Annotated in this window: 20 protein-coding genes; 10 read left to right on the forward strand and 10 right to left on the reverse strand. The window is 63.7% G+C overall.

Annotated features, from left to right (window positions below; genetic code table 11):
- Position 1: 1 nt before the first annotated feature.
- The 5 genes from QRO95_RS07225 to aceE form a co-directional block, all read right to left on the reverse strand.
- Positions 2-2671 (reverse strand): AAA family ATPase, encoded by a 2670-nt coding sequence (locus tag QRO95_RS07225; RefSeq protein WP_285302141.1) that lies wholly within the window; start codon positions 2669-2671, stop codon positions 2-4.
- A 418-nt stretch (positions 2672-3089) separates the two neighbouring features.
- Positions 3090-3731, reverse strand: coding sequence for a hypothetical protein (locus tag QRO95_RS07230; protein WP_285302142.1), 642 nt, complete (start codon positions 3729-3731; stop codon positions 3090-3092).
- A gap of 87 nt (positions 3732-3818) precedes the next feature.
- Positions 3819-4877: a hypothetical protein gene (locus tag QRO95_RS07235; protein ID WP_285302143.1), complete on the reverse strand. Its 1059-nt coding sequence runs from the start codon at positions 4875-4877 to the stop codon at positions 3819-3821.
- Positions 4877-5875 carry a hypothetical protein gene (locus QRO95_RS07240; protein WP_285302144.1) on the reverse strand — a complete coding sequence of 333 codons (999 nt, stop codon included), beginning with the start codon at positions 5873-5875 and terminating at the stop codon, positions 4877-4879. The genes QRO95_RS07235 and QRO95_RS07240 overlap by 1 nt, the downstream gene beginning before the upstream one ends.
- A gap of 78 nt (positions 5876-5953) precedes the next feature.
- Positions 5954-8641 carry a pyruvate dehydrogenase (acetyl-transferring), homodimeric type gene (gene aceE, locus QRO95_RS07245; RefSeq protein ID WP_046984452.1) on the reverse strand — a complete coding sequence of 896 codons (2688 nt, stop codon included), beginning with the start codon at positions 8639-8641 and terminating at the stop codon, positions 5954-5956.
- Positions 8642-9208: 567 nt separating this feature from the next.
- On the opposite strand from aceE, the gene QRO95_RS07250 reads away from it, so the two are divergent.
- Both QRO95_RS07250 and QRO95_RS07255 read left to right on the forward strand, forming a co-directional pair.
- A complete protein-coding gene (locus tag QRO95_RS07250; protein ID WP_100467709.1) occupies positions 9209-9769 on the forward strand; it encodes a PadR family transcriptional regulator in 561 nt (186 codons plus the stop codon).
- A gap of 59 nt (positions 9770-9828) precedes the next feature.
- Entirely contained in the window at positions 9829-10626 is a 798-nt protein-coding gene (locus QRO95_RS07255; protein ID WP_285302147.1) for a siderophore-interacting protein, read from the forward strand.
- A gap of 94 nt (positions 10627-10720) precedes the next feature.
- Here the strand turns inward: QRO95_RS07255 and QRO95_RS07260 are convergent, their stop codons facing one another.
- Entirely contained in the window at positions 10721-11554 is an 834-nt protein-coding gene (locus tag QRO95_RS07260; RefSeq protein WP_285302148.1) for a hypothetical protein, read from the reverse strand.
- Positions 11555-11764: 210 nt separating this feature from the next.
- Between QRO95_RS07260 and QRO95_RS07265 the strand changes: the two genes are divergently transcribed.
- A complete protein-coding gene (locus tag QRO95_RS07265; RefSeq protein WP_049462943.1) occupies positions 11765-12166 on the forward strand; it encodes a hypothetical protein in 402 nt (133 codons plus the stop codon).
- A gap of 220 nt (positions 12167-12386) precedes the next feature.
- Here QRO95_RS07265 and QRO95_RS07270 read toward each other — a convergent pair whose 3' ends face one another.
- Together QRO95_RS07270 and QRO95_RS07275 are read right to left on the reverse strand one after the other, a co-directional pair.
- Positions 12387-13094, reverse strand: a complete 708-nt coding sequence (locus QRO95_RS07270; protein ID WP_080291836.1) for a YceI family protein — start codon at positions 13092-13094, stop codon at positions 12387-12389.
- Positions 13095-13180: 86 nt separating this feature from the next.
- Positions 13181-13771: a malonic semialdehyde reductase gene (locus QRO95_RS07275; RefSeq protein ID WP_279914024.1), complete on the reverse strand. Its 591-nt coding sequence runs from the start codon at positions 13769-13771 to the stop codon at positions 13181-13183.
- A gap of 120 nt (positions 13772-13891) precedes the next feature.
- On the opposite strand from QRO95_RS07275, the gene QRO95_RS07280 reads away from it, so the two are divergent.
- The 6 genes from QRO95_RS07280 (at position 13892) to QRO95_RS07305 (ending at position 17890) form a co-directional block, all read left to right on the forward strand.
- A complete protein-coding gene (locus QRO95_RS07280; RefSeq protein WP_285302152.1) occupies positions 13892-14857 on the forward strand; it encodes a mitochondrial fission ELM1 family protein in 966 nt (321 codons plus the stop codon).
- A 199-nt stretch (positions 14858-15056) separates the two neighbouring features.
- On the forward strand, positions 15057-15284 hold the full coding sequence (locus QRO95_RS07285) for a hypothetical protein (protein WP_004139505.1): 228 nt from the start codon (positions 15057-15059) through the stop codon (positions 15282-15284).
- Between the two features lie 48 nt (positions 15285-15332).
- The gene (locus QRO95_RS07290; RefSeq protein ID WP_049400079.1) at positions 15333-16184 is read left to right on the forward strand and encodes a DUF2145 domain-containing protein; all 852 of its coding nucleotides are present in this window, start codon (positions 15333-15335) and stop codon (positions 16182-16184) included.
- 19 nt (positions 16185-16203) lie between these two features.
- Complete coding sequence (locus tag QRO95_RS07295) at positions 16204-16707, forward strand: hypothetical protein (RefSeq protein WP_004139502.1); 504 nt, start codon at positions 16204-16206, stop codon at positions 16705-16707.
- A gap of 32 nt (positions 16708-16739) precedes the next feature.
- Positions 16740-17255 carry a hypothetical protein gene (locus tag QRO95_RS07300; protein ID WP_004139500.1) on the forward strand — a complete coding sequence of 172 codons (516 nt, stop codon included), beginning with the start codon at positions 16740-16742 and terminating at the stop codon, positions 17253-17255.
- A gap of 74 nt (positions 17256-17329) precedes the next feature.
- A complete protein-coding gene (locus QRO95_RS07305; RefSeq protein WP_004139497.1) occupies positions 17330-17890 on the forward strand; it encodes a queuosine precursor transporter in 561 nt (186 codons plus the stop codon).
- A gap of 529 nt (positions 17891-18419) precedes the next feature.
- On the opposite strand, the gene glnE is transcribed toward QRO95_RS07305, so the two are convergent.
- On the reverse strand, positions 18420-21215 hold the full coding sequence (glnE, locus tag QRO95_RS07310) for a bifunctional [glutamate--ammonia ligase]-adenylyl-L-tyrosine phosphorylase/[glutamate--ammonia-ligase] adenylyltransferase (RefSeq protein WP_285302153.1): 2796 nt from the start codon (positions 21213-21215) through the stop codon (positions 18420-18422).
- Between the two features lie 384 nt (positions 21216-21599).
- On the opposite strand from glnE, the gene QRO95_RS07315 reads away from it, so the two are divergent.
- Positions 21600-23114 carry an acetyl-CoA hydrolase/transferase family protein gene (locus tag QRO95_RS07315; RefSeq protein ID WP_032130027.1) on the forward strand — a complete coding sequence of 505 codons (1515 nt, stop codon included), beginning with the start codon at positions 21600-21602 and terminating at the stop codon, positions 23112-23114.
- Between the two features lie 72 nt (positions 23115-23186).
- On the opposite strand, the gene QRO95_RS07320 is transcribed toward QRO95_RS07315, so the two are convergent.
- Positions 23187-24551, reverse strand: coding sequence for a VOC family protein (locus tag QRO95_RS07320; RefSeq protein WP_100433925.1), 1365 nt, complete (start codon positions 24549-24551; stop codon positions 23187-23189).
- Between the last annotated feature and the right edge of the window lie 120 nt (positions 24552-24671).

The raw sequence follows: 24671 nt of genomic DNA on the forward strand, positions 1-24671 counted from the left end.
GTCAGTCTGCCTGGCCGACGAGAATTCCCCTGTAACTGGCTGCCTGCTCGAACGCTGACTCATGGATATACCAATTGGCGGTGTCAGGTGCGAGCTGTGCCTCCGGGACAAGCAGGCGGTTCAACTGCAGCTCGCGCTGGCGCAAGAAGCGCTCACCCTGCGGCTTAGCATCATCGTTCAGCACCCAAGCGATACGACGCCAGTCTTCGAAGAAGTACTCCTGCAGCAACGGTAGAATGCGCAGGCGGAACGCCTCAGCCAACCCAGGCAGATCCTTGGCGCCCATCAAGTAAGCATGGCCGATGAGGTGGTCCCGGCCGAGCAGAACTTCGATGCGACTGTTTAGGGTGCTTAACAGTTCACCCATGCGAATACCGTCGACGTCCCAATCAAGCAGCTCCGGCCGGGGCGGCATTTCGATGAACCGGAAGCGTCGCCGCAGTGCTACGTCCATCGCGGCCAGCGAGCGGTCCGCAGTGTTCATTGTGCCAATGATGTGCAAGTTGGCTGGCACCGCAAAATCTTGCTTGGAGTACGGCAAGCGAACGGACAACGCTTCATCCATGCCCTGCCGCTTGCTGGGCTCAATGAGGGTAATGAGCTCGCCGAAGATGCGGGCGATGTTGCCCCGGTTGATCTCATCAATGATGAGCACGTATGGCAAGTCACTGTGTTGCGCATCGATGCAGAGTTCGAGGAAGACCCCGCTCTCAACTCCATATTCGAGCGCACCACTTGCACCTGCGCGAGCCTTCAGGCCCTCCACAAAGTCCTCATAAGCGAAGCTCTGGTGGAAGGTGACGAAACGGATGCGTCCTTCTTCATGCAGAGCGTCGAAGCGTTGCTTGAGCACGGCTCGCGCGCCAGCCCCCTGGCCCTTGGTGGCGGCCAGCAACTCCGGATCGAGGATCTCCAGAGCCTTATCCACCACACCATAGGTCTTGCCGGTACCGGGTGGGCCATAGAGGATGGTGTTGGAGGGAGCGTGCATCACCTGCATGTCGTCATCCTGTTCCACAGCTTCATCTTCTTGCTCCTCACCTTCTGCACCGTCGCCCCGCTCATAGGCGATGGCCACCCAGAGGAATGACTGCACGTCGATCATGTCTGCGGGTGGCCAGCCGTCTTCCGACAGCCGATCTGCGAGGCGGCGCGATAGCGCACCAATACGCTCCCACTCTTCACTGGTCATTCCGCCCTTGCGGAAGTCGAAGGTCGGATCGAGCAGTCCCAGGGCGTGGCGCATCTGCCCCGTCTTGATGAAGAAGTAGCGTTTGGAGTCTTCGAGCGTAAGCAGGAGGCTTGAGAGCGACCGCTGGCCAGCAGCCCGTAGCGGCGGACTCAGGTTGGACAAAGACTCGTTGAAGGCCTCCAGCGCGGCGTCGCCGCGTTGGCCTGCAAGCAGTGAAAGAACGGCGCTGCCCAGCGCTACTCGGTCGTCCTCCGACAACTCGGCCAACTGCGCGACGATTCTCCAACCGACGACGTTCTGAGGCTGCGGATTCTCAGCACCGACACGCACACGCAGTAGCTTTATCAGTGCAGACCACACTTCGACTGGTTGTCTGCCATCTAGGGCAGGAAGCATGATCGCCTGATACTGCTCTACCAACTGGCGCTTGTAACTGGTCTCCCGCAGCAAACGCTGATCTTTAGAGAAGCCGGTGAAACCGGGGAAACGTGCGAGGAAGCGCTCGCGCAGGCGTACGTAGCCGAGATCAAATGTGTCTCGACTGCCCTTGCGCACCTCAACTCGGTACTGCCCGTTTGCTTCTTGAATGATGAGCAGCGAATCGCCAGCCGCTACCCCAAGACGTCTAAAGGCGCGCGCAACACGTGCGCGGATGCGAGCTGAGCCTGGTCCATTGGCTCGCAGGTCGGAGGTGATCTGAAAGCCATCCGGGAACGTAAAGGTAGCTTCTCTTCCTGACGCTACGTCAGGACGGCCCAACATGGCTGCATCGAAGCCTGACCAACTGGGGTCAACCGAGATGTAGCCGTTGCGTATGGCGCCATCGGTGAGCACGACTTCCCAGATCAGCGGGCCACTCGCCACAGCGGGCGTAGGAGTAGCGAAGGAATTTGCGATTGCTGGCGGCAGGATCTTTCCGTCACCCTTCAGTCGGACCTGGCGCGCAGAGAACTCGGTTGGGGAGACGCTAGGGCGCCACTGGAGGATCTCGGTCAGGCTGTCGCCATGACCGGTTCCAATGTCGACCGCATCGAACAGGCACGTGACAGGGTGCTCCCCGTCCATCGCCACGAAGTCGAGCTTTCCGCAGTAGACGAATGGGACCGCATAGGAGGCGCCGCGGACCTTCGCTCTCATCCGAGCGAATAGATAGGTGGGCGAGCCGCCTGAGATCCTGCGGATTATCGGGGAGCTCTGGCTGTTGCGGTTCTGACTTTCCCAGTAGAAGTCTGTGCCGTCGAAGACGTCGAGGTAGCTGGCTTCCCCCTCCTTTTCGAGGGTAACGAACAGCAACACGGCGTTTTCTAGTTCTAGAATTCCGTCTGCCCACGCAGTGCCATAGACTTCCGTCGGGACAGGTAAGCCGCCCACTTTTGCCACCTCGTGACGAGTGTACTCAGAGCCGATACGAAAGCCGCCAAGTTCTATCGGCGAGTTAATACGCCCCATGCTTTCCTCGTCGATCATCGTCTGGGTCATGATCTTAGTTCAACGAGTCGATTCCGTCATCTTTAGACGCTTTTGACTTCGGAGCTTCTAGGCATTGCACGCATGTGGGACTTGACACGTACGCGTTTTGAAAGGATGGAAACATCGTTCAAAACTAAAGCAGTGGTAAGACAACGACTGATCTCCTACCTATCTCGCTGTCACTGCTGTTGTACGGGTTAACATCGATGAACCAACAGCCTCCCGCGTTCCGACGTTCAAGACCAACCCTCAAACCTGGTAGCTGGCCTAGAAAAACTGAGGGCATCGAGAATTACCTAATATTTAAAATCACCGACGAGCTAACGAGGGAGCATTAATTCATCACTAAATCGCAACGCATCATATCGATCCAAATATTTTGCCCGACCCTGTCTTCCCAGGAGAAATTGTGTGCGAGCGAAGTCACCTAGCAAATGAATGCCGCCTCTATCTCCTCGAGCATGAATCCCGACAACTTCCCAGAGAGGCAGCACCTACCCTGTGAGCTCACAGCTATGCCGCCAACGACACCCACTTTGCTCACTTCAAACTTCGCGCTGGTCAAAACGAAATCAGGCGGAAGTCTATCTCTGACCACCGACATCTCGAATCCGTACTTTGAAGAAATTTCTACGCGCGAGGAAACACCGGTAGCTGGCTCAGCACCGTTGACTTTAATGGCGATCAACTTTGCAGAATCAATAGCAATTCGCCCACCAGCCCCCCCGTCCATCAAAGCAGCGATTAGTGGACGCAGATCTACTGGCTCGATGTAAAAACCAAACCCGAGCCCTCGAGCAACAAAGGAGACTAAGGATGAAAACATCCTATGACTATCTTCAACCCTCACAATCACGAATTGATTGCTGGATACAGCTGCAATAGCTATAGACCTCACCACTGCCAAGGCGCTAGGCGATATCTCCCCGGCGTCACTCATCTGCTCTAAATATATCGAGCTTTGCTGAACGAATCGACCTTCGATTAATTCAAATGATGAATTTGAAATTTCGAGCCACTGCCCATCATTCACTTCATCTGCAACTTTACTAAAGTCAGACAATGACACTGTGCCACTAGCGCTTCCAACTCTGAACCACCTGTATGCGTTCATACATCCCCCGACTATGTTTGATCCTTGGCATAACGCACCATTTCAACCTTGCGCGAGAGGTTTAAGCAAGGCCAACTGCGACATTAACGACCTAGCTCGCTGCTCAATACCTATAGAAACAGCAATAGCTTCAGAACGCGTCGGCGTTCGCCTACGCTTGTAGGTTAGTTGCGTAGTAAGCTCCTGCACGCCAACTGCCAAGTACGAAAAGTCGGAACAGCTCTCGGGATCTACAAAGAGTGATTCAATGGTGTAAAGGGCATTGCCATTACCCTTTTCCTTTGCCGTCCAGATAACTCTAACCACGTAGTAACCGTCAGTGGCAAGATCGGAGAAGATTTTCGTACTATTAACTGCATTGCCGCGAAGCGCGACTCTCTCGACCTCGGGCGCAGCCTCACCCTCCTTGCTCGATGGCCGATAGACATACATATCAGTCACGTCGACAAAACTAAATCCAGGGAGATCGGAATACAGGTCATGGAAGAATTTTGAGCGAACAGAGGCACTTATATGTCCGGAAAGAGTAATATCCTTTCTAACCAGGCCCGAGTCAGATTGACGCATGGCAAAGACAACTTCATCCCTGAATTTATCTACATAGTCATTTTGTGTACTTCTAACTTCTACGCCACCCTCAACTAGCGAAAAACTTAAATCCGCATCCCTAACCTGCACTTGATTGAACTCGCTCCTTCTATAGTCAACTCTGGAATACTGAAGTGAGACATTGAAGCCACTCGGCTTCTTATTGACCGCCACCAAGTCACCAGCTTGCCTATAGTTCTCAGCAACTGAGTCCACCGCTTTTCTTAACCCCGCCTCGTCGATTGCCGCCTCCACAACCAAAGCGGTCACGCGCTCCCGCCGCGAAGCGACACCGAGCACAGATGCGATTCTTTGATTGTCAAAATAATCATGCGTCAACTGAGAGAAATACCGTGACACATCGAGCCTTTTCTCGTTCGGACTAACGATTGTGTTCCGATAGGAGAGAAGTTCAGACATTATTTCCTCAGTCACTTTGTGCTCATTAAGAGCATCAAAGATATTTTTGTCTGTCACATAGTAGACAGAGGGGCCCATTGCTCCAGTTCCCATTAATCCCTCCATCCACAGTCGCCAGGATTATATGCAGATCTCAATTGCTGAATTCTGTCTATAAATATTGAACTCAGCTGGGCCTTTCGGGTTGAATCAAAACCCCATGCGCGCGCATATTTCTGAACTGCCCCATGGAAGTTCGACTTATAGTCATCATTAACGTCGTCACCAGCCATTCTGATGACGATTTTTGAGCATGACTCAAGGACCTGAAATCTCGATAGGCAGTCTATGAGATATTCAAATTCCTGCTGCGTCCCGCCAGCCCTGTTGTAATAGATAACGTACCCACCAGATACAACATCGGTTGAGGGATAACGAATAACGACAAACGGTCCTGCCAGAACCTCGACTGTCGCCTGCTGATCCCACATTCCGCCAGATCGACGCGCGAGCATCAGATCGGGATAATAAAATGTGTAGCCAGCACTCATTTCTCCATCAGCCATCAATAGCTTGATGTCGACTGCAATTCTGTAAAGCCTGCTGATATCATCCGGCCCAAAGTAATGAAGAGTAACGCCATCACGCATACTAAGCGTCCTGACATTTACCTTCTTCAATTCTTCAATGAATTTTTTCGCGTAGCCACCGTCATGGTTGTGAACAAAGAGCAATCCTCTCACATCATGGGATTCGCCCTGATCTATCGCAAATTTCGTCTTCCAGTCAGCGGAGTGCTGCGCACACTCAACGCTCATAGCCAAAGATTGAAGCGCTGATCGAATTTTTCCGTATTTTATTGAGTCGGCCTTGTAACTCTTCAAGTCAGTCAAGAGATATATTCTTCGATCTGCGTACGGGTCTTGATAGCTAAAAATGACGTCCGTAGGATGCAGCTTCTTCTCTTTGTCCTTTGACTTCCCACCCTTATGAGATGAATCAAGGCATTCGAAATTGTCATCCTGTCGCGGCTGTGCATGCCAGCCAAATCGGATGAAAATTTCTTTCGATATTTTAGATGCAACTTCCGCGATGTTCAGTGTTTCCGACATGCCCCCTCCCTTTTGTCGGCAAAAAGAAGGCGGCCTTATGGCCGCCTCCTTTTTTTTCATACAAGTCGATCCACCTAATCAAACCCCAACAGGATTAGCCTTCTCCGGATCAATCTTGTACTGCTTGATCGCCCGGGCCACATCCTTCGCGGTCATCTTCCCTTCCTTCGCCAGCGCCGCAATCGCGGCATGCGCGATGTAGTACCGGTCAACCTCAAAGAACCGGCGCAGGTTCGCACGGGTATCCGAACGGCCAAACCCATCGGTACCCAGCACGGTGTACGACATCGGCACGAACGCGCGGATCTGGTCCGCATACGCACGCACGTAGTCGGTGGCGGCAATCGCCGGGCCCTGGCGGCCTTCCAGCAGCTCGGTCACGTAGGCCTTGCGCTGCTCACCTTCCGGATGCAGGCGGTTGGCACGTTCCACGTCGAAACCATCGCGACGCAGTTCGTTGAAGCTCGGGCAGCTCCAGATGTCGGCGGTCACGCCGAAGTCCTTGTCCAGCAGCTCGGCAGCAGCAATGGCTTCGCGCAGGATGGTACCCGAACCCAGCAGCTGCACGCGCAGCTCGCCCTTCTTCGGCTTGCCGGCGTCGGTCAGCAGGTACATGCCCTTGACGATGCCTTCGGCCGCGCCTTCCGGCATTTCCGGGTGGGTGTAGTTCTCGTTCATCAGGGTGACGTAGTAATACTCGTCCACCTGGTCTTCCATCATGCGCTTGGTGCCGTGCTGCAGAACCACGGTCACTTCGAAGCCGAAGGTCGGGTCGTAGCTGCGCACGTTCGGGATGCCACCGGCCACCAGATGGCTGAAGCCATCTTCGTGCTGCAGGCCTTCACCGTTCAGCGTGGTGCGGCCGGCGGTGCCACCCAGCAGGAAGCCGCGGGTACGCATGTCGGCGGCCTGCCAGGCGATGTCGCCCACGCGCTGGAAGCCGAACATCGAGTAGTAGATGTAGAACGGCAGCATCGGCACGTTGCTGACCGAGTAGCTGGTACCGGCGGCCATCCACGAGCTGATCGCACCCGGCTCGCTGATGCCCTGCTGCAGCACCTGGCCGCTCTGGTCTTCGCGGTAGAACATCAGCTGGTCGGCGTCGACCGGCTTGTACTTCTGGCCGAACGGCGCGTAGATGCCGATCTGGCGGAACAGGCCTTCCATACCGAAGGTACGGGCTTCGTCGGCCACGATCGGCACGATGTGCGGGCCCAGTTCCTTGTCGCGCAGGGTGATGTTCAGGCTCTGCACGAAGGCCATGGTGGTGGAGTAGCTGCGCTCGCCGCTGCTCTTCAGCAGGCGGTCGTAGGCTTCCAGCTTCGGCGCCACGAAGGTCTTGTCGGCCTTGCGGCGGCGCTGCGGCAGGTAACCGCCCAGCGCGGCACGGCGTTCCTGCAGGTACTGCACTTCCGGCGAATCCGGGCCCGGGTGGTAGAACGGCACCTGGCCGTCGGCCAGCTGCGCGTCGGTCACCGGAATGTTGAAGCGGTCGCGGAAGTGGCGCACCGCTTCGTCGTCCAGCTTCTTGGTCTGGTGGGTCGGGTTCAGCGCTTCACCGGCGCTGCCCATGCCGTAACCCTTCACGGTCTTGGCCAGGATGACGGTCGGCATGCCCTTGGTGTTCACGGCCTGGTGGTAGGCGGCGTACACCTTGTGCGGGTCGTGGCCACCACGGTTCAGGCGCCAGATGTCGTCGTCGCTCAGGCCGGCGACCATCGCAGCGGTTTCCGGGTACTTGCCGAAGAAATGCTCGCGGGTATACGCGCCGCCGAAGGCCTTGCAGTTCTGGTACTCGCCGTCGACGGTTTCCATCATCAGCTTCTTCAGCACGCCGTCGCTGTCCTTGGCCAGCAGGGCATCCCAGTAGCCGCCCCACAGCAGCTTGATCACGTTCCAGCCGCCGCCACGGAACACGCCTTCCAGTTCCTGGATGATCTTGCCGTTGCCGCGCACCGGGCCGTCCAGGCGCTGCAGGTTGCAGTTCACCACGAAGATCAGGTTGTCCAGGCCTTCACGGCCGGCCAGGGCGATGGCACCCAGGGTTTCCGGCTCGTCGCTCTCGCCGTCGCCGATGAAGCACCACACCTTGCGGTCGGACTTCTCGATCAGGCCACGGTTTTCCAGGTAGCGCATGAACTGCGCCTGGTAGATGGCGGCCAGCGGGCCCAGACCCATCGACACGGTCGGGGTCTGCCAGTATTCCGGCATCAGCCACGGGTGCGGGTACGAGGACAGGCCACCGCCGTCCACTTCCATGCGGAACTTGTCCAGCTGCTCTTCGCTGATGCGGCCTTCCAGGAAGGAACGCGCGTAGATACCCGGGGCGCTGTGGCCCTGGATGAACAGCAGGTCGCCCGGGTGGTTTTCGCTCGGGGCGCGCCAGAAGTGGTTGAAGCCCACGTCGTACAGGGTGGCGCCGGAGGCGAACGAGGCGATGTGGCCACCCAGGTCACCCGGCTTGCGGTTGGCGCGCACCACGGTGGCCATCGCGTTCCAGCGGATGATCGAACGGATGCGCCATTCCAGCTCGGCATTGCCCGGGCTCTTGGCCTCGAGCTGCGGCTCGATGGTGTTGACGTACTCGGTGGTGGGAGAGAACGGCAGGTAGGCGCCCGAACGACGGGTCAGTTCCACCATGCCTTCCAGCAACTGATGCGCGCGCTCGGAGCCCTCGACATCAATAACGGCCTTCAACGACTCGATCCACTCCTGGGTTTCCACAGGATTCGGGTCGTTGTTCAGCACCTCGTTCAACCAGTTCATTAGCGCTCCCATAACCGCACGCACGCGCGCGACTGTTGTATAGATTTCTAGACCGCAAAGTGTAGCGCACCAAGGGCTTTCGTCACTTGGCTACGCAGGCGTATGGATGCAACCGGCCAGTGTCCGCAAGGGGCTTGCCGGGCCCGCTGAAGGCCCTGCGGCGGGCCTTGTTGGCTGCGCGGGCTGTCGCTTGCGGGCCGCTGCGCCCATGTGCAGGACGCAGTGTTACCGCTGCCGATGACGGTTGTAGGGCAGCGCCATGCCCACCTGTATCGGCTCCGCGTGCTGGCGCTGAACGGGCGACAACGTGTCGCACCTGCCTCTGGATCGCCCCCCGCCCTGCCCTCAGGGTAGGCCTCGAGTGTTGGCCTCGCCCGCTTCGGTCCGTCGTCTGGCCCTGCCTCACTCCCTTCCACAGTGTTGCCGGGGCGCCTCGCAAGGGGCGCCCCTTTTGCTGTGCGCGGGGCTGGCCGTGGCCCAAAACTGACCTGCTTGTGGCCGGATCGATGATTGTCGGCTTCGATATATCGATATATCGTTTGCACACTCGTTTACCGATATATCGAAATGAGCCGTACCGCTTCTCCCAGAGCCCGTTCCACCAATCCGGAAGTGCCACGCCGCAACGGCCAGCCGCGGGTGCTCAGCCGCGGCGACCTGCGCCTGCTGGTGCTGGCCCTGATCGGCGAGCAGCCGCGCCATGGCTACGAGCTGATGCAGCTGATCAGCAACCAGTTCATGCAGGCCTACACGCCCAGCGCCGGCACCATGTACCCGCTGCTGGCCAGCTTCGAGCAGGCCGGCTGGATCGAGGCCGAGGAAGTGGACGGCAAGCGAATCTTCCGCATCACCACCGCCGGCGAGTTCGAGCTGAAGGTGCAGCGCACCCAGGTGCGCCTGGCGCAGCGACGCGCCTTCGACCGTGCCCGCGAGATCACCAAGGCCTCGCTGCCGCCGCCGCTGGCCGGTGCCCTGCGCGAGTTCAAGCGGGCGCTGGTGCATCACCACGGCCGCTGGGCCGAGGGCGAGGCGGAAGAAGTAGCGGCGCTGCTGACGCGGGCATCCGCGCTGCTCAACGGTACGGCCGGTAGCGAGAGCCAATCCTTTTCAATGACCCAGCCAGACTGACTCCAGCCAGGTCGCCCCTACGCCGCGCGCCCCCGCGCGACACCTTTACAGGTAACCCCATGACCGAACACAACAACACGCGCCTGCGCCTGGATGTGCGCTTCCGTGAACTGACCGTGCTGCGCACCGAAGAGGTCACCCCGCACATGCGCCGCATCGTGCTGGGCGGCGCCGAGCTGGCCGGTTTCGATTCGCCCGGCGCCGACGACCACATCAAGCTGTTCTTCCCCAATGCCAGCGGCGAGATGGTGCTGCCGGTGGTCACTGCCGAAGGCCGCAGCTATCCGGCCGGCAAGGAGCCCTCACCGGCCCGCGACTACACGCCGCGCTGGTGGGACCACGAAACCGGCGAGCTGGCCATCGACTTCGTGCTGCACGACCAGGGCATTGCCGGGCCGTGGGCCGAGCAGGCCAAGGCTGGCGACACGCTGGTGATCGGCGGCCCGCGCGGCTCGTTCGTGGTGGCCGACAGCTACGACGCCTATGTGCTGATTGGCGATGAAACCGCGCTGCCGGCCATCGCCCGCTGGCTGGACGTGCTGCCGGAGGATGCCGAGGTGCAGGCCTTCATCGAAGTGAGCGATGAAGCCGAACGCCAGGACCTGCCGCAGTACGAGAACGTGCGTATCCACTGGCTGGAGCGCAATGGCTTCCCGGCGGCCACCAGCACGCTGCTGGAAGACATGCTGACCGACTTCGAAGCCCCGGAAGGTGATGTCTTCTACTGGATCGCCACCGAATCGCGCCGCGCACGGATGATGCGCAAGTTCATCGAAGGCCACCTGGGCGTGCCGCGCGACTGGATCCGTTCCACCGGCTACTGGAAGGCCCACCCGGACGAAACCGACGGCGATTGATCGGGCAGCCGGTGGGTGCGGACCCTGCTTGGTGGGTGCGGACCGTTGGTCCGCACGCCCTCCGATGGGTAGTGCCGGCCGCTGGCCGGCAACCTCATGAACCTTCGGCAGGAACCTGCAGCTGCCGGCCAGCGGCCGGCACTACCGCGCTGGACGCCACCTGCCACATCCACCCGAACCGCTGCGCGGCCCAGATCTCCAGCGCCACCAGCAGCGCGATGATCAACAACGGCAACAGCAGCCCGAAGTACACACCGGGCATCATGCCGTTGATCTGCGCCTTCACCAGCCGCAGCACGCCGCGGGTGTGCAGCAGCTCATCGACGTGCATGGTCAGCGCCTCTCGCACCACCTTGGGCTCCAGGCCAATCGTGCCGGCCTTGTCCACCAGCGTGTCTTCCACCATGCCGCGCAGCAGGCCTTCGCGCACCTTGCCGATCACCCAGCCGGTGCCGCGTGCCAACGGGCCGTTGCCAAGACGATCAAGGCCAGGCAACGGATGTTCGCTGAGGTAGGCCGAGGCGATGGTGTCTGCCACATCCCCCACCGTGCCCTGGCTGCGCAATACCTCGCGCATGCGCGGGTCGTCCAGCGAATCGGTGAAGCCTTCGCTCCAGCCTTCCACCAGGGTCTGCAGGTGCGGCTGGAAATGATCGAGCTGCTTGAACAGCGCGCGGTGCGCGCCAGCAGTAAAGCCCAGCTGCAGGCCGAAGAAGGCGGTGGCCAGCGGTAGCAGCACCACGTAGCTGGCCAGCAGCCAGTGATGCCAGCGCTTGCGCCGCTGCAGCCAACCGCGGCGGTGCAGCCAGCGCCAGGCAAAGATGCCCAGCACCAGGCCCAGCAGCGTGCCGAGCAGGCTGCCGCCCACCAGGTCGAGCACGCTCAGGCCCGTCCAGAATTCGTTCAACCAGTACTGCGTGTCCTGCATGGGTCTTCCTTCCGTGGATGCGGCTGCGCCTGAAATGCCAGCCAGGTAGAGTCGACTGTCAGTCGACTATCGCGCGCAGCGCGGAGGTTTCCGGCATCGCGCCAAGAGCAGTCGACTAACAGTCGACTCTACCAAAGCGAAAGCCTCCCGGCCCGGAGCACGCCAAGCAATGCGACAATCGCGCTCCTTTCCTGCAGCAACGAGGGCCACATGGCCAAACTGACCCTGGCCAGCGTGGATGCGCTGCGTACCCGCTTTGCCGATGACGCCGCCTGCGACGCGGCACTGGCCGCCTTCGCCGACACCGCTGCCCTGCGCGTACCGCTGCGTGAGCTGGTGGAAGCACAACACCGCTACCTGCAGGCCGAATTCGAAGTGGCGCAGGTGGCCGATGTGCTGCGCCGCGACCAGAAGTACGCGCCGGTGGGCCGGCCTTCGATCAACATCGTGCAGCTGCGCAAGCAGCAGGCCGCGACCAAGCAGGCCGCGCTGATCGCACGTCAGGTGGTGGCGCAGGCCGCGCAGACCTTCGTGCGCGTGAGCGGGCTGGCAGTGAAGGCCAAGCAGAGCCCGAGCGAAGCGTGCGTGGCATGGTTGGGCGCGCTGCGCTGAGGGATCGTGCGGACCAACGGTCCGCACCCACCAGATGCAGGTCCGCACCTACCAGATGCAGGTTGGCACCTACCGGGTAGTGCCGGCCGCTGGCCGGCAACCCCATCAGCATCGGGCACCTAGCATGCAGCCGGCCAGCGGCCGGCTCTACCAGAACCCAAAAAGAAGGCCCGCTTTTCAGCGGGCCTTCTGCCTTCTCACGACGAGTGAGCGGGGTGCATCAAGCGGCCGGCTTTTCGCCGGTGGCTTCGGTGGTGATGCGGATCTTCACTTCATCGCTGACGTTCGGGGCATACGCGCCGACGCCGAAATCGCTGCGCTTCAGGGTGGTGGTGGCATCGAAGCCGGCGGCCGGAACCTTGGCCATCGGGTGCTCGCCGCCGCCGTTGACGGTGACGTCCAGGGTGACCGGCTTGGTGATGCCCTTGATGGTCAGGTCGCCGGTGACGGTCAGCTTGTTGGTGCCAGCGGCTTCCACCTTGGTGCTCTTGAAGGTGGCATCGGCGAACTTGGAGGCGTCGAAGAAGTCGGCGCTCTTCAGGTGCTCGTCGAACTTGGCGGTGAAGCTGTTCAGGCCGCTCAGCGGCAGCTTCACTTCCACGGTGGACTTGGTCACGTCTTCGGCGTTGTACACCAGGGTGCCTTCAACGTTGCCGAAGTGCGCGCTCGGGTTGGAGAAGCCGAAGTGGCTCCACTGGGCCAGCACGTCGGTGTGGGTCGGGTCCAGCTTGTAGGTGCCCGAGGCGATCTGGATCGCTTCGGCGGCCGGCGCGGCGGCGGCAGCATCGGCAGCCGGGGTGGCAGCCTGTTCGGTGGTGGCCGGGGCGGCAGCGTCAGCAGCCGGGGCAGCGGTGTCGGCCGGCTTGGAGCAGGCGGCGATGGCCAGGGTCAGGGCCAGCGGCAGCAGCAGTTTACGGGTGGCGCTCATCTGAGGAACTCTCCGGATCGTAGGGTGGGTACACGGTGCAGCAAGAGCCTGCCACGGGACGGCAGGCCCGAAACCGATACAGCGACTTACGCGATGCGCGCCGCTTCGTCGAACGACAGGCGCGGCAGACGCGGGAACAGGCCCGCCGAGTCACCGTAACCCAGGTTGACCAGGAAATTCGACTTGATGGAGGTGCCGGCGAAGAAGGCTTCATCCACCTTGGCTGCATCGAAGCCCGACATCGGGCCGGCATCCAGGCCCAGCGCGCGCGCGGCCAGGATCAGGTAGGCGCCCTGCAGGCTGCCGTTGCGGATGGCGGCTTCGTGGCGGCCTTCCTGCGGGCCGTCGAACCAGGCCTTGGCATCGGTGTGCGGGAACAGGTACGGCAGCTTCTCGTGGAAGTCCAGGTCGAAGCCGATGATGACGGTGACCGGGGCGGCCATGGTCTTGTCGTGGTTGCCTTCGGACAGGGCCGGGGCCAGCTTGGCCTTCGCGTCCTTCGAGGTGACGAAGACGAAGCGGGCCGGCGTGGTGTTGGCGGCGGTCGGGCCCCACTTCACCAGGTCGTACAGTTCCTGCAGCAGGCTGGCCGGGACCGGCTTGTCGAGGAAAGCGTTCTGGGTGCGGGCAGTACGGAACAGCTGGTCGAGGGCAGCAGCGTCGAGCGCGTGGGACATCGGTGGATCTCCAGGGCGGCTAAGGGAAGTCAGTGCCCGCGGGCGGCGCGGGGCGAAACGACGAGCCGCAGTGTAGAGTGTCGCGACTGTTGCAACACCCAGCAGGGCTGAAACGAATTAATGCCACAGGTGAAACGATCGAGCGCGCCCTGGACGGTCACGGACGGCCGTGCGGGCAATGTCCGCCAGGCGGTCGCGCTGGCCTCTGCGCTGCGCCAGGGCACCCATCGGCCGCTGGTCCTGCAGCCCCGCGCACCCTGGCGCTGGCTGTCGCCGCGGCGGCTGCCCGGTGATGTGAACGGCTATGGCGAGGCATTCGCGACGCTGGCCGCGGACGCACCGCCGCTGGCGATCGGCTGTGGCCGTCAGGCCGCCGGCGCACTGCGCGTGCTGCGCGCACGTGGCAGCCAGGTGGTGCAGATCCTCGACCCGCGCATCAATGCCCGCCACTGGGACATGGTGGTGGTGCCCGAACACGATGCCCTGCGTGGCAGCAACGTGCTGACCTTGCTCGGCAGCCTCAATCCGGTGGACGATGACTGGCTGGCCTGGGGCCGCGCCGCGTTCGCCGGCTTCAGTACCCTGCCCGGCCCGCGCACCGCACTGCTGGTGGGCGGTCCGACGCCGCTGGCGCCCTGGGACGAGACCGCGATGGTGGGCGTGTTCCAGGCGCTGGCCGAGCAGATCCGCAGCGAGGGCGGCAGCCTGCTGGCCACCACCTCGCGGCGCACGCCACCGGCATTGGCCGAGATCCTGCGCGCGACGTTCGCCGACCTGCCGCACGTGATCTGGGGCGACGGTGGCGACGGTACGAATCCTTATGGCGGCCTGCTCGGCTGGGCCAACCGCGTGGTGGTCTCGCCCGATTCGGTGAATCTGCTGTCTGAAGCCTGCGCCACGCGCATGCCGGTGATGGTGGCGCTGGCCGATACCGCGCAGGGCCGCTTGGCGCGCTTCCAGCAGCAGCTGCGCGAGCGCGGGCGGTTGCAGGAACGCTGGCTGGACTGGCAGTACGACCGCATCGAGCCGCTGCGCGAGACCGCGCGGGTGGCGGCAGAGGTGAAGCAGCGCCTGGCATTGGGGTAGTGCCGGCCGCTGGCCGGCAATCCTCGGCGCCTGGCATCACGGTAGTGCCGGCCGCTGGCCGGCAATGCTCTACGCGCTACCGAAGATCCTGACATTGCCGGCCAGCGGCCGGCACTACCGGGGTGCCCAGCGATTTCTGAACATTTCGATCCGGTACCGCGGTTAGAGTCCAGCTTCCCCCATCACTCTGAACGTCTTCATGCGTACCCTGCTCCTGCTGCCCCTGGCCCTGCTCGCTGCCTGCTCCACCACGCCCACCGAGCTGGATCCGATTTCGTATCAATGCCAGCAGCAGTTGGACGCGTACCGCGAACAACCGGCGCTGCGCGATCCGAAGGGCCAGCGCCCGCCCCTGCCGGTGGCCCCGATCAGCGATGCCTGCGACAAGGAGCTCCAGCGCAAGGGCGTGGATCGTCCCCTGCGCTGAGCAGCGTATGATCGGCGCGCGGGCCTGCCCGCCGTTGAAGGTATCGACATGGATCGTTTCTCCCGCCTGCCGCGCGCCGCGCTGCTGATCGCCAGCCTGCTGGCGACCGCACCGGCCTGGGCCAACAGCACCGAATGCCGCGAGCGCTACCCGAGCGTGGCCGCGCAGGCGGCGATGCTGGACGTGGCCTGGACCACCGCCGAGCGGCTCGACGCGCTGCCCGACGTGGACGTGGTGGTGGCCGCGCGCGGTGGCCAGGACCTGAGCCGCTATGGCCTGCGCCACAGCCACCTGGCCTTCCTGGTGCGTGAGGACAATGGCCGCTGGCGCGCGATGCACCTGCTCAACCGCTGCAAGACCGACAGCTCGCAGCTGTACCACGAAGGGCTGGGCAACTTCGTCGGCGAAAGCGGCGGCCATACCGACCTGCGCATCGGCGTGCCCTCGGCGCCGCTGCGTGCCGCGTTGAAGGCGATGCTGGTGTCGCCGTCGATCCAGCCCAAGGCGCTGCACGAAACCAAATACAACGTGGTTGCCTACCCGTTTGCCACCGACTACCAGAACTCCAACCAGTGGGTGCTGGAAGTGCTGGCCGCGGCGATGGCGCAGACCGAAGGCGCGCCGGCCATCGTCAAGCGCGAACAGGCGCAGCAGTGGCTGCGCCAACAGAAGTACCAGCCCAGCGTGCTGCATATCGGCCTCGGCAAGCGCGTGGGTGCGCGCCTGTTCGTGGCCAACGCCACCACCACTGACCATCCGGCCGGCGAACGCATCTCCGGCAACTATTCGGTGGTGACGGTGGAATCGGTGTTCGATTTCCTGCACCAGCGCAGCCAGCTGCAGCAGGAACTGGTGATCCCTCACGTGCCGGTAGCTGGTGCTGCCGCCGCCACGCCCTGAATCCAGCAAGGAGAACGACATGCGTACCCTGCCCGCCGTCCTGATGCCGATGCTGATCGTCGCAAGCCTGGCCTGGTCCACGGCCGCTCATGCAGAGCGCCGCATCGTGATCATCCATGACCCGGGTCCGCAGGGACCGAGCCTGGAGATGTCCACACAGATGGTGACGTCGGCCCGCGCGGCGGCGGCGAAGGAAGCCCAGGATGCCGCCGATGCTGGCCAGCCGCTGGCCCGCCCGCAGCAGATCAAGCTGCCGCAGATGCAGGTGAGTGCGATCGCCACCACCGTGGATGGCCGCCGCGAAGTGCTGCTGCGCGATGCCAACGACCCGCAGAACACCGCATCGATGCAGTACCCGCGCGGCATCGGCGATCCCGCCGTGCAGTTCACCGTGGGCCAGACCGTGAACTTCGAACCGACCGGCGCCGACCAGGGCTGGCAGTTGAAGGACAACCAGGGCCGCCCGCTGGAATACCTGCCCGAGGCCACCGGCCCGCGCGACATCTTCGATACCCGGCGCTGAGCCGCCGTCCCCACCCTGACCAGGAGGTCTCCATGTTCCGTTGCCTGCGCGTTCCCGCCACTGCCCTGCTGCTTTCGGCGCTGGTGGTGCCCACCGTCCATGCCGGCGCCGCGCCGCAGTTGAACAGCGGCCAGACCAGCGTGTTGGTCACGTCGCTGATCGTGCTGTCGATTCCGTTGGCCACGTCGATGGGACTGGCCGAACTGTCCAAGGCCCCGTTCAAGGCCAGCGAGCGCAACGGCAAGGTCGCCGCACGCACGCCGGCGGTGCCGCTGCCACCGATGGAAGTGAAGCAGGTCGCCACCACGCCAGCCGGTGATCGCCAGGTGCACCTGCAGGTGCCCGGCAAGGCCGACCAGACCGCAACGCTGCAATGGCCGGCGGCTGCAGGCGATGACCCGATTGCCGGTTTCGTCGTCGGCCAGCAGGTGCGCTTCGACCCGACCGACGCGGGTGCCGGCTGGACCGTGAAGAGCGCGCAGGGCCAGGCGCTGGCCTATGTGCCGACCGCCTATGCCGCCGGCGATGTGATGAGCGAAACGCTGTAAAGCTGAACGGCCGGTTTTGGCATTGCCGCGGGCCGGGCGGATAATGGGCGATCCCTTTGTCCCCCTGGCTCGCCATGTCCGTGCGTCCTGCCCCTGTGTTTGCCCCGTTGACCGCCCGCGCCCTGGTGCTGGCGGTGCTGGCCATGGGCGCGGTGGTGCTGCTGTCCAACGTACTGGTGCAGTACCCGATCAACGATTGGCTGACCTGGGGTGCCTTCAGCTATCCGGTCGCGTTCCTGGTCAGCAACCTGATCAACCGCCGCTTCGGCCCGGGCCCCGCCCGCCGCGTGGCGTGGATCGGTTTCGCGGTGGCGGTGCTGCTTTCGATCTGGGTGGCCACCCCGCGCATCGCCATTGCCTCGTGCTCGGCCTTCATCGTGGCCCAGCTGCTGGACATCACCGTGTTCGACCGCCTGCGCCGTGGCAGCTGGTGGCGCGCACCGATGGTGGCCACCACCTGCAGCGCGACGGTGGATACCACCATTTTCTGGTCGATCGCGTTTGCCGGTTCGACCCTGCCGTGGGTGAGCTGGGCTGCCGGCGACCTGGCGGTGAAGCTGGCGATCGGCGTCTGCCTGCTGGCCCCGTTCCGCGCGCTGTTGTGGAAGATGGCGCCGCTGCGCACCACCAGCTGACCGCCGTTGCTCTGGTAGGTGCCAACCTTGGTTGGCACGCTGTTGCCGGGGTCATGAACGCTGACGGATTGTGCCAACCAAGGTTGGCACCTACCAACAGCGACCATCGCCGAGCCATTGATCTGGTAGCTGCCAACCTTGGTTGGCGCTTTGCATTCATGCCAACCAAGGTTGGCATCTACCAACAGCGGGTCATCGCCGGCCATTGATCCGGTGGGTGCCGACCGTTGGTCGGCACGCCCAGCAGAACTCATCGCTGCCGACAGATGGTGCCGACCAACGGTCGGCACCTACCAACGGCGACCATCGCCGAGCCATTGATCTGGTAGCTGCCAACCTTGGTTGGCGCTTTGCATTCATGCCAACCAAGGTTGGCACCTACCAACAGCGGGTCATCGCCGGCCAATGATCCGGTGGGTGCCGACCGTTGGTCGGTACGCCCAGCAGAACTCATCGCTGCCGACAGATTGTGCCGACCAACGGTCGGCACCCACCCAAAGCAGGCCATTGCGCTGGCGGGTGCCCCCACTCAGGCGAATGGCAGCTCCGCGGCGATGCACGCGGCGGTAATCGTGGCACATGCATCTTCAATCGCGGGCGTGGTCGGTGCCAGTCGCGGACGTCGATCCAGCGTGCAGGCCAGGCCCACGTCCAGCAGCGTGGCATGTGCTCCATGCAATGCCTGCGCCGTGTCTTCCGGCAGGAAACCAGCAACGGCCAACGCATCGATCAACGATGGCGTATCGCGCGGCTGCAGCAACGCCACGTGCTGCGCACTGCGCGCGAGCACACCGGTCTGCAGCAGGAACTCCAGGTCCACCACGCCACCGGCACCCTGCTTCAGGTCCAGCCGCGCGGCATCGCTGCGGTCCAGTTCGGTGCGCATGCGTCCACGCATCTTCAGCACGTCCGCGTACAGCACACCCGTGTCGCGCTCACGCCCAAGCGTCTGCGCACGCACCTGCTCGAAGTCGGTCAGCAGGCTGGCATCGCCGGCCACGCCACGCGCGCGCACTAGCGCCTGGTGTTCCCAGGTCCACGCGCGTTCGCGCTGGTATTCGGTGTAACTGGCCAACGAAGACACCAGCGAACCCTTGCCGCCATCCGGGCGCAGGCGCACATCGATGTCGTACAGGCGCCCGGCGGCGGTCACCGCACCCAGCAGCGCCATCACCTTCTGCGCAAGGCGCGCATACCAGCGCCCCGGCTCCAGCGGACGCGCGCCATCACTGGCATCCACGCCGGCCGGATTGTCGTGCAGGAACACCAGGTCCAGGTCGGAACCGAAGCCCAGTTCAAGCCCACCGAGGCTGCCGTAGCCGATGATCGCGAAGCGCCCGCCGGGAATCTCGCCGTGTGCGGCATGCATGTCCGCTTCGGCCATCGCCAACACGGTGACCACCACGGCCTGCGCCAGCTCGGCCAGTTGACGCGTGCTGTCCACCGCACCCTGGCGGCCATCCAGCGTGGCCATCGCCATGCGGAAGCTGAGTGCCAGCCGCGTTTCATTGAGCCAGCGCAGTGCGGATTCCGGATCTTCCACCGCCAGTACCTGTTGGCACTCCGCCAGCATGCCGGCGGCATCGGGCATCGGCCCGGACACGCGCACGTCCAGTAGTTCGTCCAGCAGCAGCGGATACGCCGCCAACCGTTCGGCCAGCAGCGCGCTGCGCGCCAGCACGTCCACCAACCGCGCCAGTGCGCTGGGCTGTTCGTCCAGCAAGGCGAGATAGCTCGTCCGGCGCAGCACCGCCTGCAGCAGGCCGAGCACGCGCTTGAGCGCGGCATCCGGCTGCGGCGAACGCGTGGCCGCATGCAGCAGCGCGGGCAGCACGCGATCCAGCCGCGCACGCGCGGCATCGGACAACGACTTCACGCCGGTGCCCTGGGCGAAATCGCGTAGCGACTGGTCGGCGCCGTTGGCATCGAGGAAACCGGCTTCGGCCAGCAGCGGTGCGTTGCTGCCTTCGGGCAGGCTGCGCCAGTAGTTGGCCAGCGCGTCGGGCGCGGCCTGGCCCTTGCGCGGTGCCAGCAACGCGGCGAATTCGGTACTGACGCGCTGCTGCTGTTCGGCCAGCGCCGCGCGCAGCACCTCCCAGTCCGGGTAGCCGAGCCCGACGGCGATGCGTTCGCGGTCAAGTGCGTCGCTGGGCAGCACGTGAGTCTGCGCGTCACGCAGCATCTGCAGGCGGTTTTCCAGGCGCCGCAGGAACAGGTACGCCTCGCGCAGCGCGCTGCCATCCTCGGGCGCGATCTGCCCGGCGGCCACCAGTGCGTCCAGCGCCACCAGCAGCCGACGCTCGCGCAATGCCGGTTCACGACCACCGCGGATCAGCTGCAGCGCCTGGCACAGGAATTCGATTTCGCGGATGCCACCGGCGCCACGCTTGATGTCATCGTGCAGTTCGCGGCGTGCGACTTCGGCGGTGATGGCCGCCTTCATTTCGCGCAGGCCATCGAGCGCGGTGAAATCCAGGTACCGGCGGTATACGAACGGGCGCAGGGTCTGCAGCCACGCCTCACCGGCCTCGATATCGCCGGCCACCGCGCGCGCCTTCAGCCACGCATAGCGTTCCCAATCACGGCCCTCGCGCTGGAAATACTGGTCCATCGCCGCGAACGAGAGTGCAACGCGGCCGGCGCTGCCGAACGGGCGCAGGCGCAGGTCGACGCGGTGGCTGAAACCATCAAGGGTGGTTTCGTCCAGCAGCTTGGCCAGGCGCTGGCCGAGGCGCGCGAAATACTCTTCGGCCGCCAATGGACGCGGTCCATCGGATTCACCTCCCTGCGGATAGGCGTAGACCAGGTCCACATCGGAACTGAAGTTGAGCTCGCCACCGCCCAGCTTGCCAAGGCCGAACACCACCAGCTGCTGCGGCGCGCCTTCGCCGTCGCGGACCACGCCGTGGCGCTGGGCGAATTCCTGCTGCAGGGCGTCCAGTGCCAGCCGCAGGCAATCTTCGGCAAGGGTGGTGGCGCCAGCGAGGGTCTGCGCCACGTCGTCCAGACCGGTCAGGTCACGCCAGATCAGCCGTGTGGACATTGCCGTGCGCCAGCGCCGTATCTGCGCCGGCCAGTCGCTGGGCTGCAGCGGATCGAGCACCGGCGCTGGGATCGGCGGGCAGCCGGGCGCGGCCAGCTGTGCCAGCAAGGCCGGTTGCCGCACCAAGGTGTCCAGCGCGAAGTCGCTGCTCACCGCCAGCCGGGTCAGCAACGGCAGCAGGTTGGCCGGGATGGGCTCGGGCAGGACCTGGGCCAGGCGCGCCAAGGCGCGGTCGACAAGAGGCTGCAGGGTGGCGGGCAGGTCAGCGGTGGCGAGGCTCATGGGCTGATTGTATCGACCCGGCCGGGACGCAACGGACCCGGTAGTGCCGGCCGCTGGCCGGCAGATCCGATGATCCTGCCGAAGGTTACTGGGGTTGCCGGCCAGCGGCCGGCACTACCGATAATGGAGACCGCGTATTCATACTGGACGACAGGCAATAAAAAAGCCCGCTTGCAGCGAACTGCCAGCGGGCTCTGCTCCCTCCCCCACGTCGGGATACAGGTCCATCGTGCGGGCTGCGAAAGCACTTTGCACGCTGCACTGCAAAACAAAACCGGCGGGTTTGGGTGACCCCTGCGGGAAAAGCCATTCCACGAAGGTAGAACCCCCCGTACGGATGAGGATGGCCGATAATCGGAATTCCCCCCAGCAACACGTGTCGTCATGTCTGTTGATCGCATCGCCAACGCGCGTCTCCGTGACCGCGTGGTCTCCGCAGAGGCCGCAGCCGCGCTGATCCAGCCCGGTGAAACCGTGGCCATGAGCGGCTTTACCGGCTCCGGGTATCCCAAGGCCGTTCCCGTCGAACTGGCCCGCCGCATCGAAGCGGTGCATGCCCAGGGCCAGCCCTTCCAGATCAGCCTGATGACTGGCGCCTCCACCGCGCCGGAACTCGATGGCGCGCTGGCCAAGGCCGATGGCATCGCCATGCGCATGCCGTTCCAGAGCGACCCGGATGCGCGCAACCGCATCAACGAGGGCAAGCTGGATTACATCGACATCCACCTCAGCCACGTGGCCCAGCACGTGTGGTTCGGTTTCTATGGCGAGATCGATACCGCCGTGATCGAAGTCTCGGCCATCCGCGAAGACGGTTCGCTGGTGCCCTCCACCTCGGTCGGCAACAACAAGACCTGGCTGGACCTGGCCAAGAAGGTGATCGTCGAGGTCAACGAATGGCAGCCGGCCGGCGTCGACGGCATGCATGACATCTACTACGGCACCGCGCTGCCGCCGCACCGCAGGCCGATTCCGCTGGTGAACGCCAACGACCGCATCGGCGACACCGCGCTGCGCTGCGACCCGGACAAGATCGTGGCCGTGGTGCGCACCAACGGCCCGGACCGCAACAGCCCGTTCAGCCCGATCGATGCGACCAGCGAGCAGATCGCTTCGCACCTGATCGAGTTCCTCAAGCATGAAGTGAAGAAGGGCCGTCTGCCGCCGAACCTGCTGCCGCTGCAGTCAGGCGTGGGCAATATTCCGAACGCGGTGCTGGCCGGCCTGGCCAAGAGCGGCTTCCGCGACCTGGCCGCGTTCACCGAAGTGATCCAGGACGGCATGCTCGACCTGCTACGCGACGGCGTGCTGAGCTATGCCTCGTGCACCGGCTTCGCGCTGAGCCCGCAGGCCAACGAGACGTTCAAGGAGAACATCGATTTCTACCGCGAGCGCATCATCATGCGCACGCAGGAGATCTCCAACCATCCGGAACTGGTGCGCCGCCTCGGCTGCATCGGCATGAACGGCATGATCGAGGTGGACATCTACGGCAACGTCAATTCGACGCACGTGATGGGCACGCGGATCATGAACGGCATCGGCGGTTCCGGTGACTTTGCGCGCAACGGTTTCCTGTCGGCGTTCCTGAGCCCGTCCACCGCGAAGAACGGCACCATCTCGGCGATCGTGCCGATGGCCAGCCACGTGGACCACACCGAACACGACGTGTCGGTGATCGTCACCGAACAGGGCCTGGCCGACCTGCGTGGCCTGACCCCGCGCAAGCGCGCTCAGGTGCTGATCGACAACTGCGCGCACCCGGATTTCCGCCCGCAGCTGCAGGACTACTTCGACCGTGCCAGCCGCGAGAGCTACGGCAAGCACACCCCGCACCTGCTGCCGGAAGCGCTGTCGTGGCACCAGCGTTGGCTGGATACCGGCACGATGAAGGGCTGAGGCCCGCGAACCCTGGTAGAGCCGGCCGCTGGCCGGCTCCCCAGAACAGCCGGCCAGCGGCCGGCTCTACCTTCACGCGGTGCGCAGCGCCGCCAGCGATTCGGCCTGCAGCCGCTCGTAGATCTCGAACTCGTCATTCACCGCCACGCCCAGCGCCTGCTCGAAGGCTTCGCGGTTGGCGTGTGCGGCATAGGCACGCTGTTCTTCGCCGCCCAGGTTCGACTGGAAGATGCCCGCGGCACTGACCGGCAGGAAATCCTCGTAGACGATCGGGTCGGCGGTGGCCAGGCCCGCGGCCACCAGTACTTCAGCCGGCAGATCGGCCACGCGCTCCGGCGCGGCGCGGCCGGCATCGGTCAGCTGGTAGCGGTAATAGCCCAGGCCTTCCTGGCGCAGCGTGTCATGGTCATCCGGGAAGCTGGCGAACACCGCCTGCAGGCGCTGGCCGTAGTCGCCGCCGGTGCTGCCTTCGCCACCGGCATCGCGTGCCTGCGACAGCAGCTGGTCGTACAGCGCGCGGCCCTTCGGGGTCAGGGCAAGGCCACGCTGTTCGATCTCGCCGAAGCGCGCGGTGTGGGTGCCGGCATCACCACCCTCACTGTCCGGGAACTGCACGGCTTCTTCCAGTGCCTTGAAGCTGGTCTGCCGCAGCAGGATCGGGCAGGCACGGCGCGGCGGGCCTTCGATCACCGCCTTGGCCGCCATGCCATGCTCGATCATCGCCGCCTGCGCCGCGTCGATATCCAGCGTGCGCGGGGTCAGGTGGTTGATGTGCGGGCCACGGAAACTGACCACGTCGGCCACCAGCCGATGCGCGTTGTGCAGCGCGTGGTAGGTCGGCAGATCGACGGTGGCATCGCCGTGCCAGCGGAAGGTTTCCAGTGCTTCATCGACGAAGCGCTCGGCATCGGCCTGCGACAGCCCGCCGTCACGCTCGGCCTGCTCGATCAGCGCCAGCGCGCCCTCGGTGAAGATGCGGCGACGTGCAAGGATCTTTGCCGATTCGGCACGCAGCGCTTCGTCTTCGATCAGCTCCAGGCGCAGCAGCGAGGTGAACACGCGGAACGGGTTCTGCGCCAGCGCGGCACCGGTCAGCGGGCGGAACGCGGTGGAGTGCACCGGCACGCCGGCCACCGACAGGTCGTAGTAGCCGACCGGGTACATGCCCATCACCGCGAACAGGCGGCGCAGCGTGGCCAGTTCCTGCACGGTGCCGACCCGGATCGCGCCGTGGCGCTCTTCATCCAGGCGCGCGCGCTCGTCGTTGCGCTGCAGCTGCGCGGCCAGCGCAGGGTCCTGGTCAAGCACCTGCGCGTTGATCCGCTCCACCAGTTCCACCAGCGTGCCGTACAGCGGCACTTCGGTGCGGTACATGCGGGACATGGCCTGCGCGAACAGGCGGCGGATCACATCAGGCGAAACGAAAGAGGCGCTCATCAGTCACTCGATTACGGGAACGGGGAACAGCTCGAACCCGTATTGTCGCCGGAGCGCGGGGCCGCGGCGATATGCAGAGCAACATGAAGGAAATCGGTAGTGCCGGCCGCTGGCCGGCAA

The sequence above is a fragment of the Stenotrophomonas maltophilia group sp. Smal13 genome (assembly GCF_030236855.1).
Lineage (GTDB): Bacteria > Pseudomonadota > Gammaproteobacteria > Xanthomonadales > Xanthomonadaceae > Stenotrophomonas > Stenotrophomonas maltophilia_A.

Coding starts and splice junctions, on each gene's coding strand:
- QRO95_RS07225 (WP_285302141.1), bottom strand. CDS start 2,671: ATGACCCAGACGATGATCGACGAGGAAAGCATGGGGCGTATTAACTCG.
- QRO95_RS07235 (WP_285302143.1), bottom strand. CDS start 4,877: ATGGGAACTGGAGCAATGGGCCCCTCTGTCTACTATGTGACAGACAAA.
- QRO95_RS07240 (WP_285302144.1), bottom strand. CDS start 5,875: ATGTCGGAAACACTGAACATCGCGGAAGTTGCATCTAAAATATCGAAA.
- aceE (WP_046984452.1), bottom strand. CDS start 8,641: ATGAACTGGTTGAACGAGGTGCTGAACAACGACCCGAATCCTGTGGAA.
- QRO95_RS07250 (WP_100467709.1), top strand. CDS start 9,209: ATGAGCCGTACCGCTTCTCCCAGAGCCCGTTCCACCAATCCGGAAGTG.
- QRO95_RS07255 (WP_285302147.1), top strand. CDS start 9,829: ATGACCGAACACAACAACACGCGCCTGCGCCTGGATGTGCGCTTCCGT.
- QRO95_RS07260 (WP_285302148.1), bottom strand. CDS start 11,554: ATGCAGGACACGCAGTACTGGTTGAACGAATTCTGGACGGGCCTGAGC.
- QRO95_RS07265 (WP_049462943.1), top strand. CDS start 11,765: ATGGCCAAACTGACCCTGGCCAGCGTGGATGCGCTGCGTACCCGCTTT.
- QRO95_RS07270 (WP_080291836.1), bottom strand. CDS start 13,094: ATGAGCGCCACCCGTAAACTGCTGCTGCCGCTGGCCCTGACCCTGGCC.
- QRO95_RS07275 (WP_279914024.1), bottom strand. CDS start 13,771: ATGTCCCACGCGCTCGACGCTGCTGCCCTCGACCAGCTGTTCCGTACT.
- QRO95_RS07280 (WP_285302152.1), top strand. CDS start 13,892: ATGCCACAGGTGAAACGATCGAGCGCGCCCTGGACGGTCACGGACGGC.
- QRO95_RS07285 (WP_004139505.1), top strand. CDS start 15,057: ATGCGTACCCTGCTCCTGCTGCCCCTGGCCCTGCTCGCTGCCTGCTCC.
- QRO95_RS07290 (WP_049400079.1), top strand. CDS start 15,333: ATGGATCGTTTCTCCCGCCTGCCGCGCGCCGCGCTGCTGATCGCCAGC.
- QRO95_RS07295 (WP_004139502.1), top strand. CDS start 16,204: ATGCGTACCCTGCCCGCCGTCCTGATGCCGATGCTGATCGTCGCAAGC.
- QRO95_RS07300 (WP_004139500.1), top strand. CDS start 16,740: ATGTTCCGTTGCCTGCGCGTTCCCGCCACTGCCCTGCTGCTTTCGGCG.
- QRO95_RS07305 (WP_004139497.1), top strand. CDS start 17,330: ATGTCCGTGCGTCCTGCCCCTGTGTTTGCCCCGTTGACCGCCCGCGCC.
- glnE (WP_285302153.1), bottom strand. CDS start 21,215: ATGAGCCTCGCCACCGCTGACCTGCCCGCCACCCTGCAGCCTCTTGTC.
- QRO95_RS07315 (WP_032130027.1), top strand. CDS start 21,600: ATGTCTGTTGATCGCATCGCCAACGCGCGTCTCCGTGACCGCGTGGTC.
- QRO95_RS07320 (WP_100433925.1), bottom strand. CDS start 24,551: ATGAGCGCCTCTTTCGTTTCGCCTGATGTGATCCGCCGCCTGTTCGCG.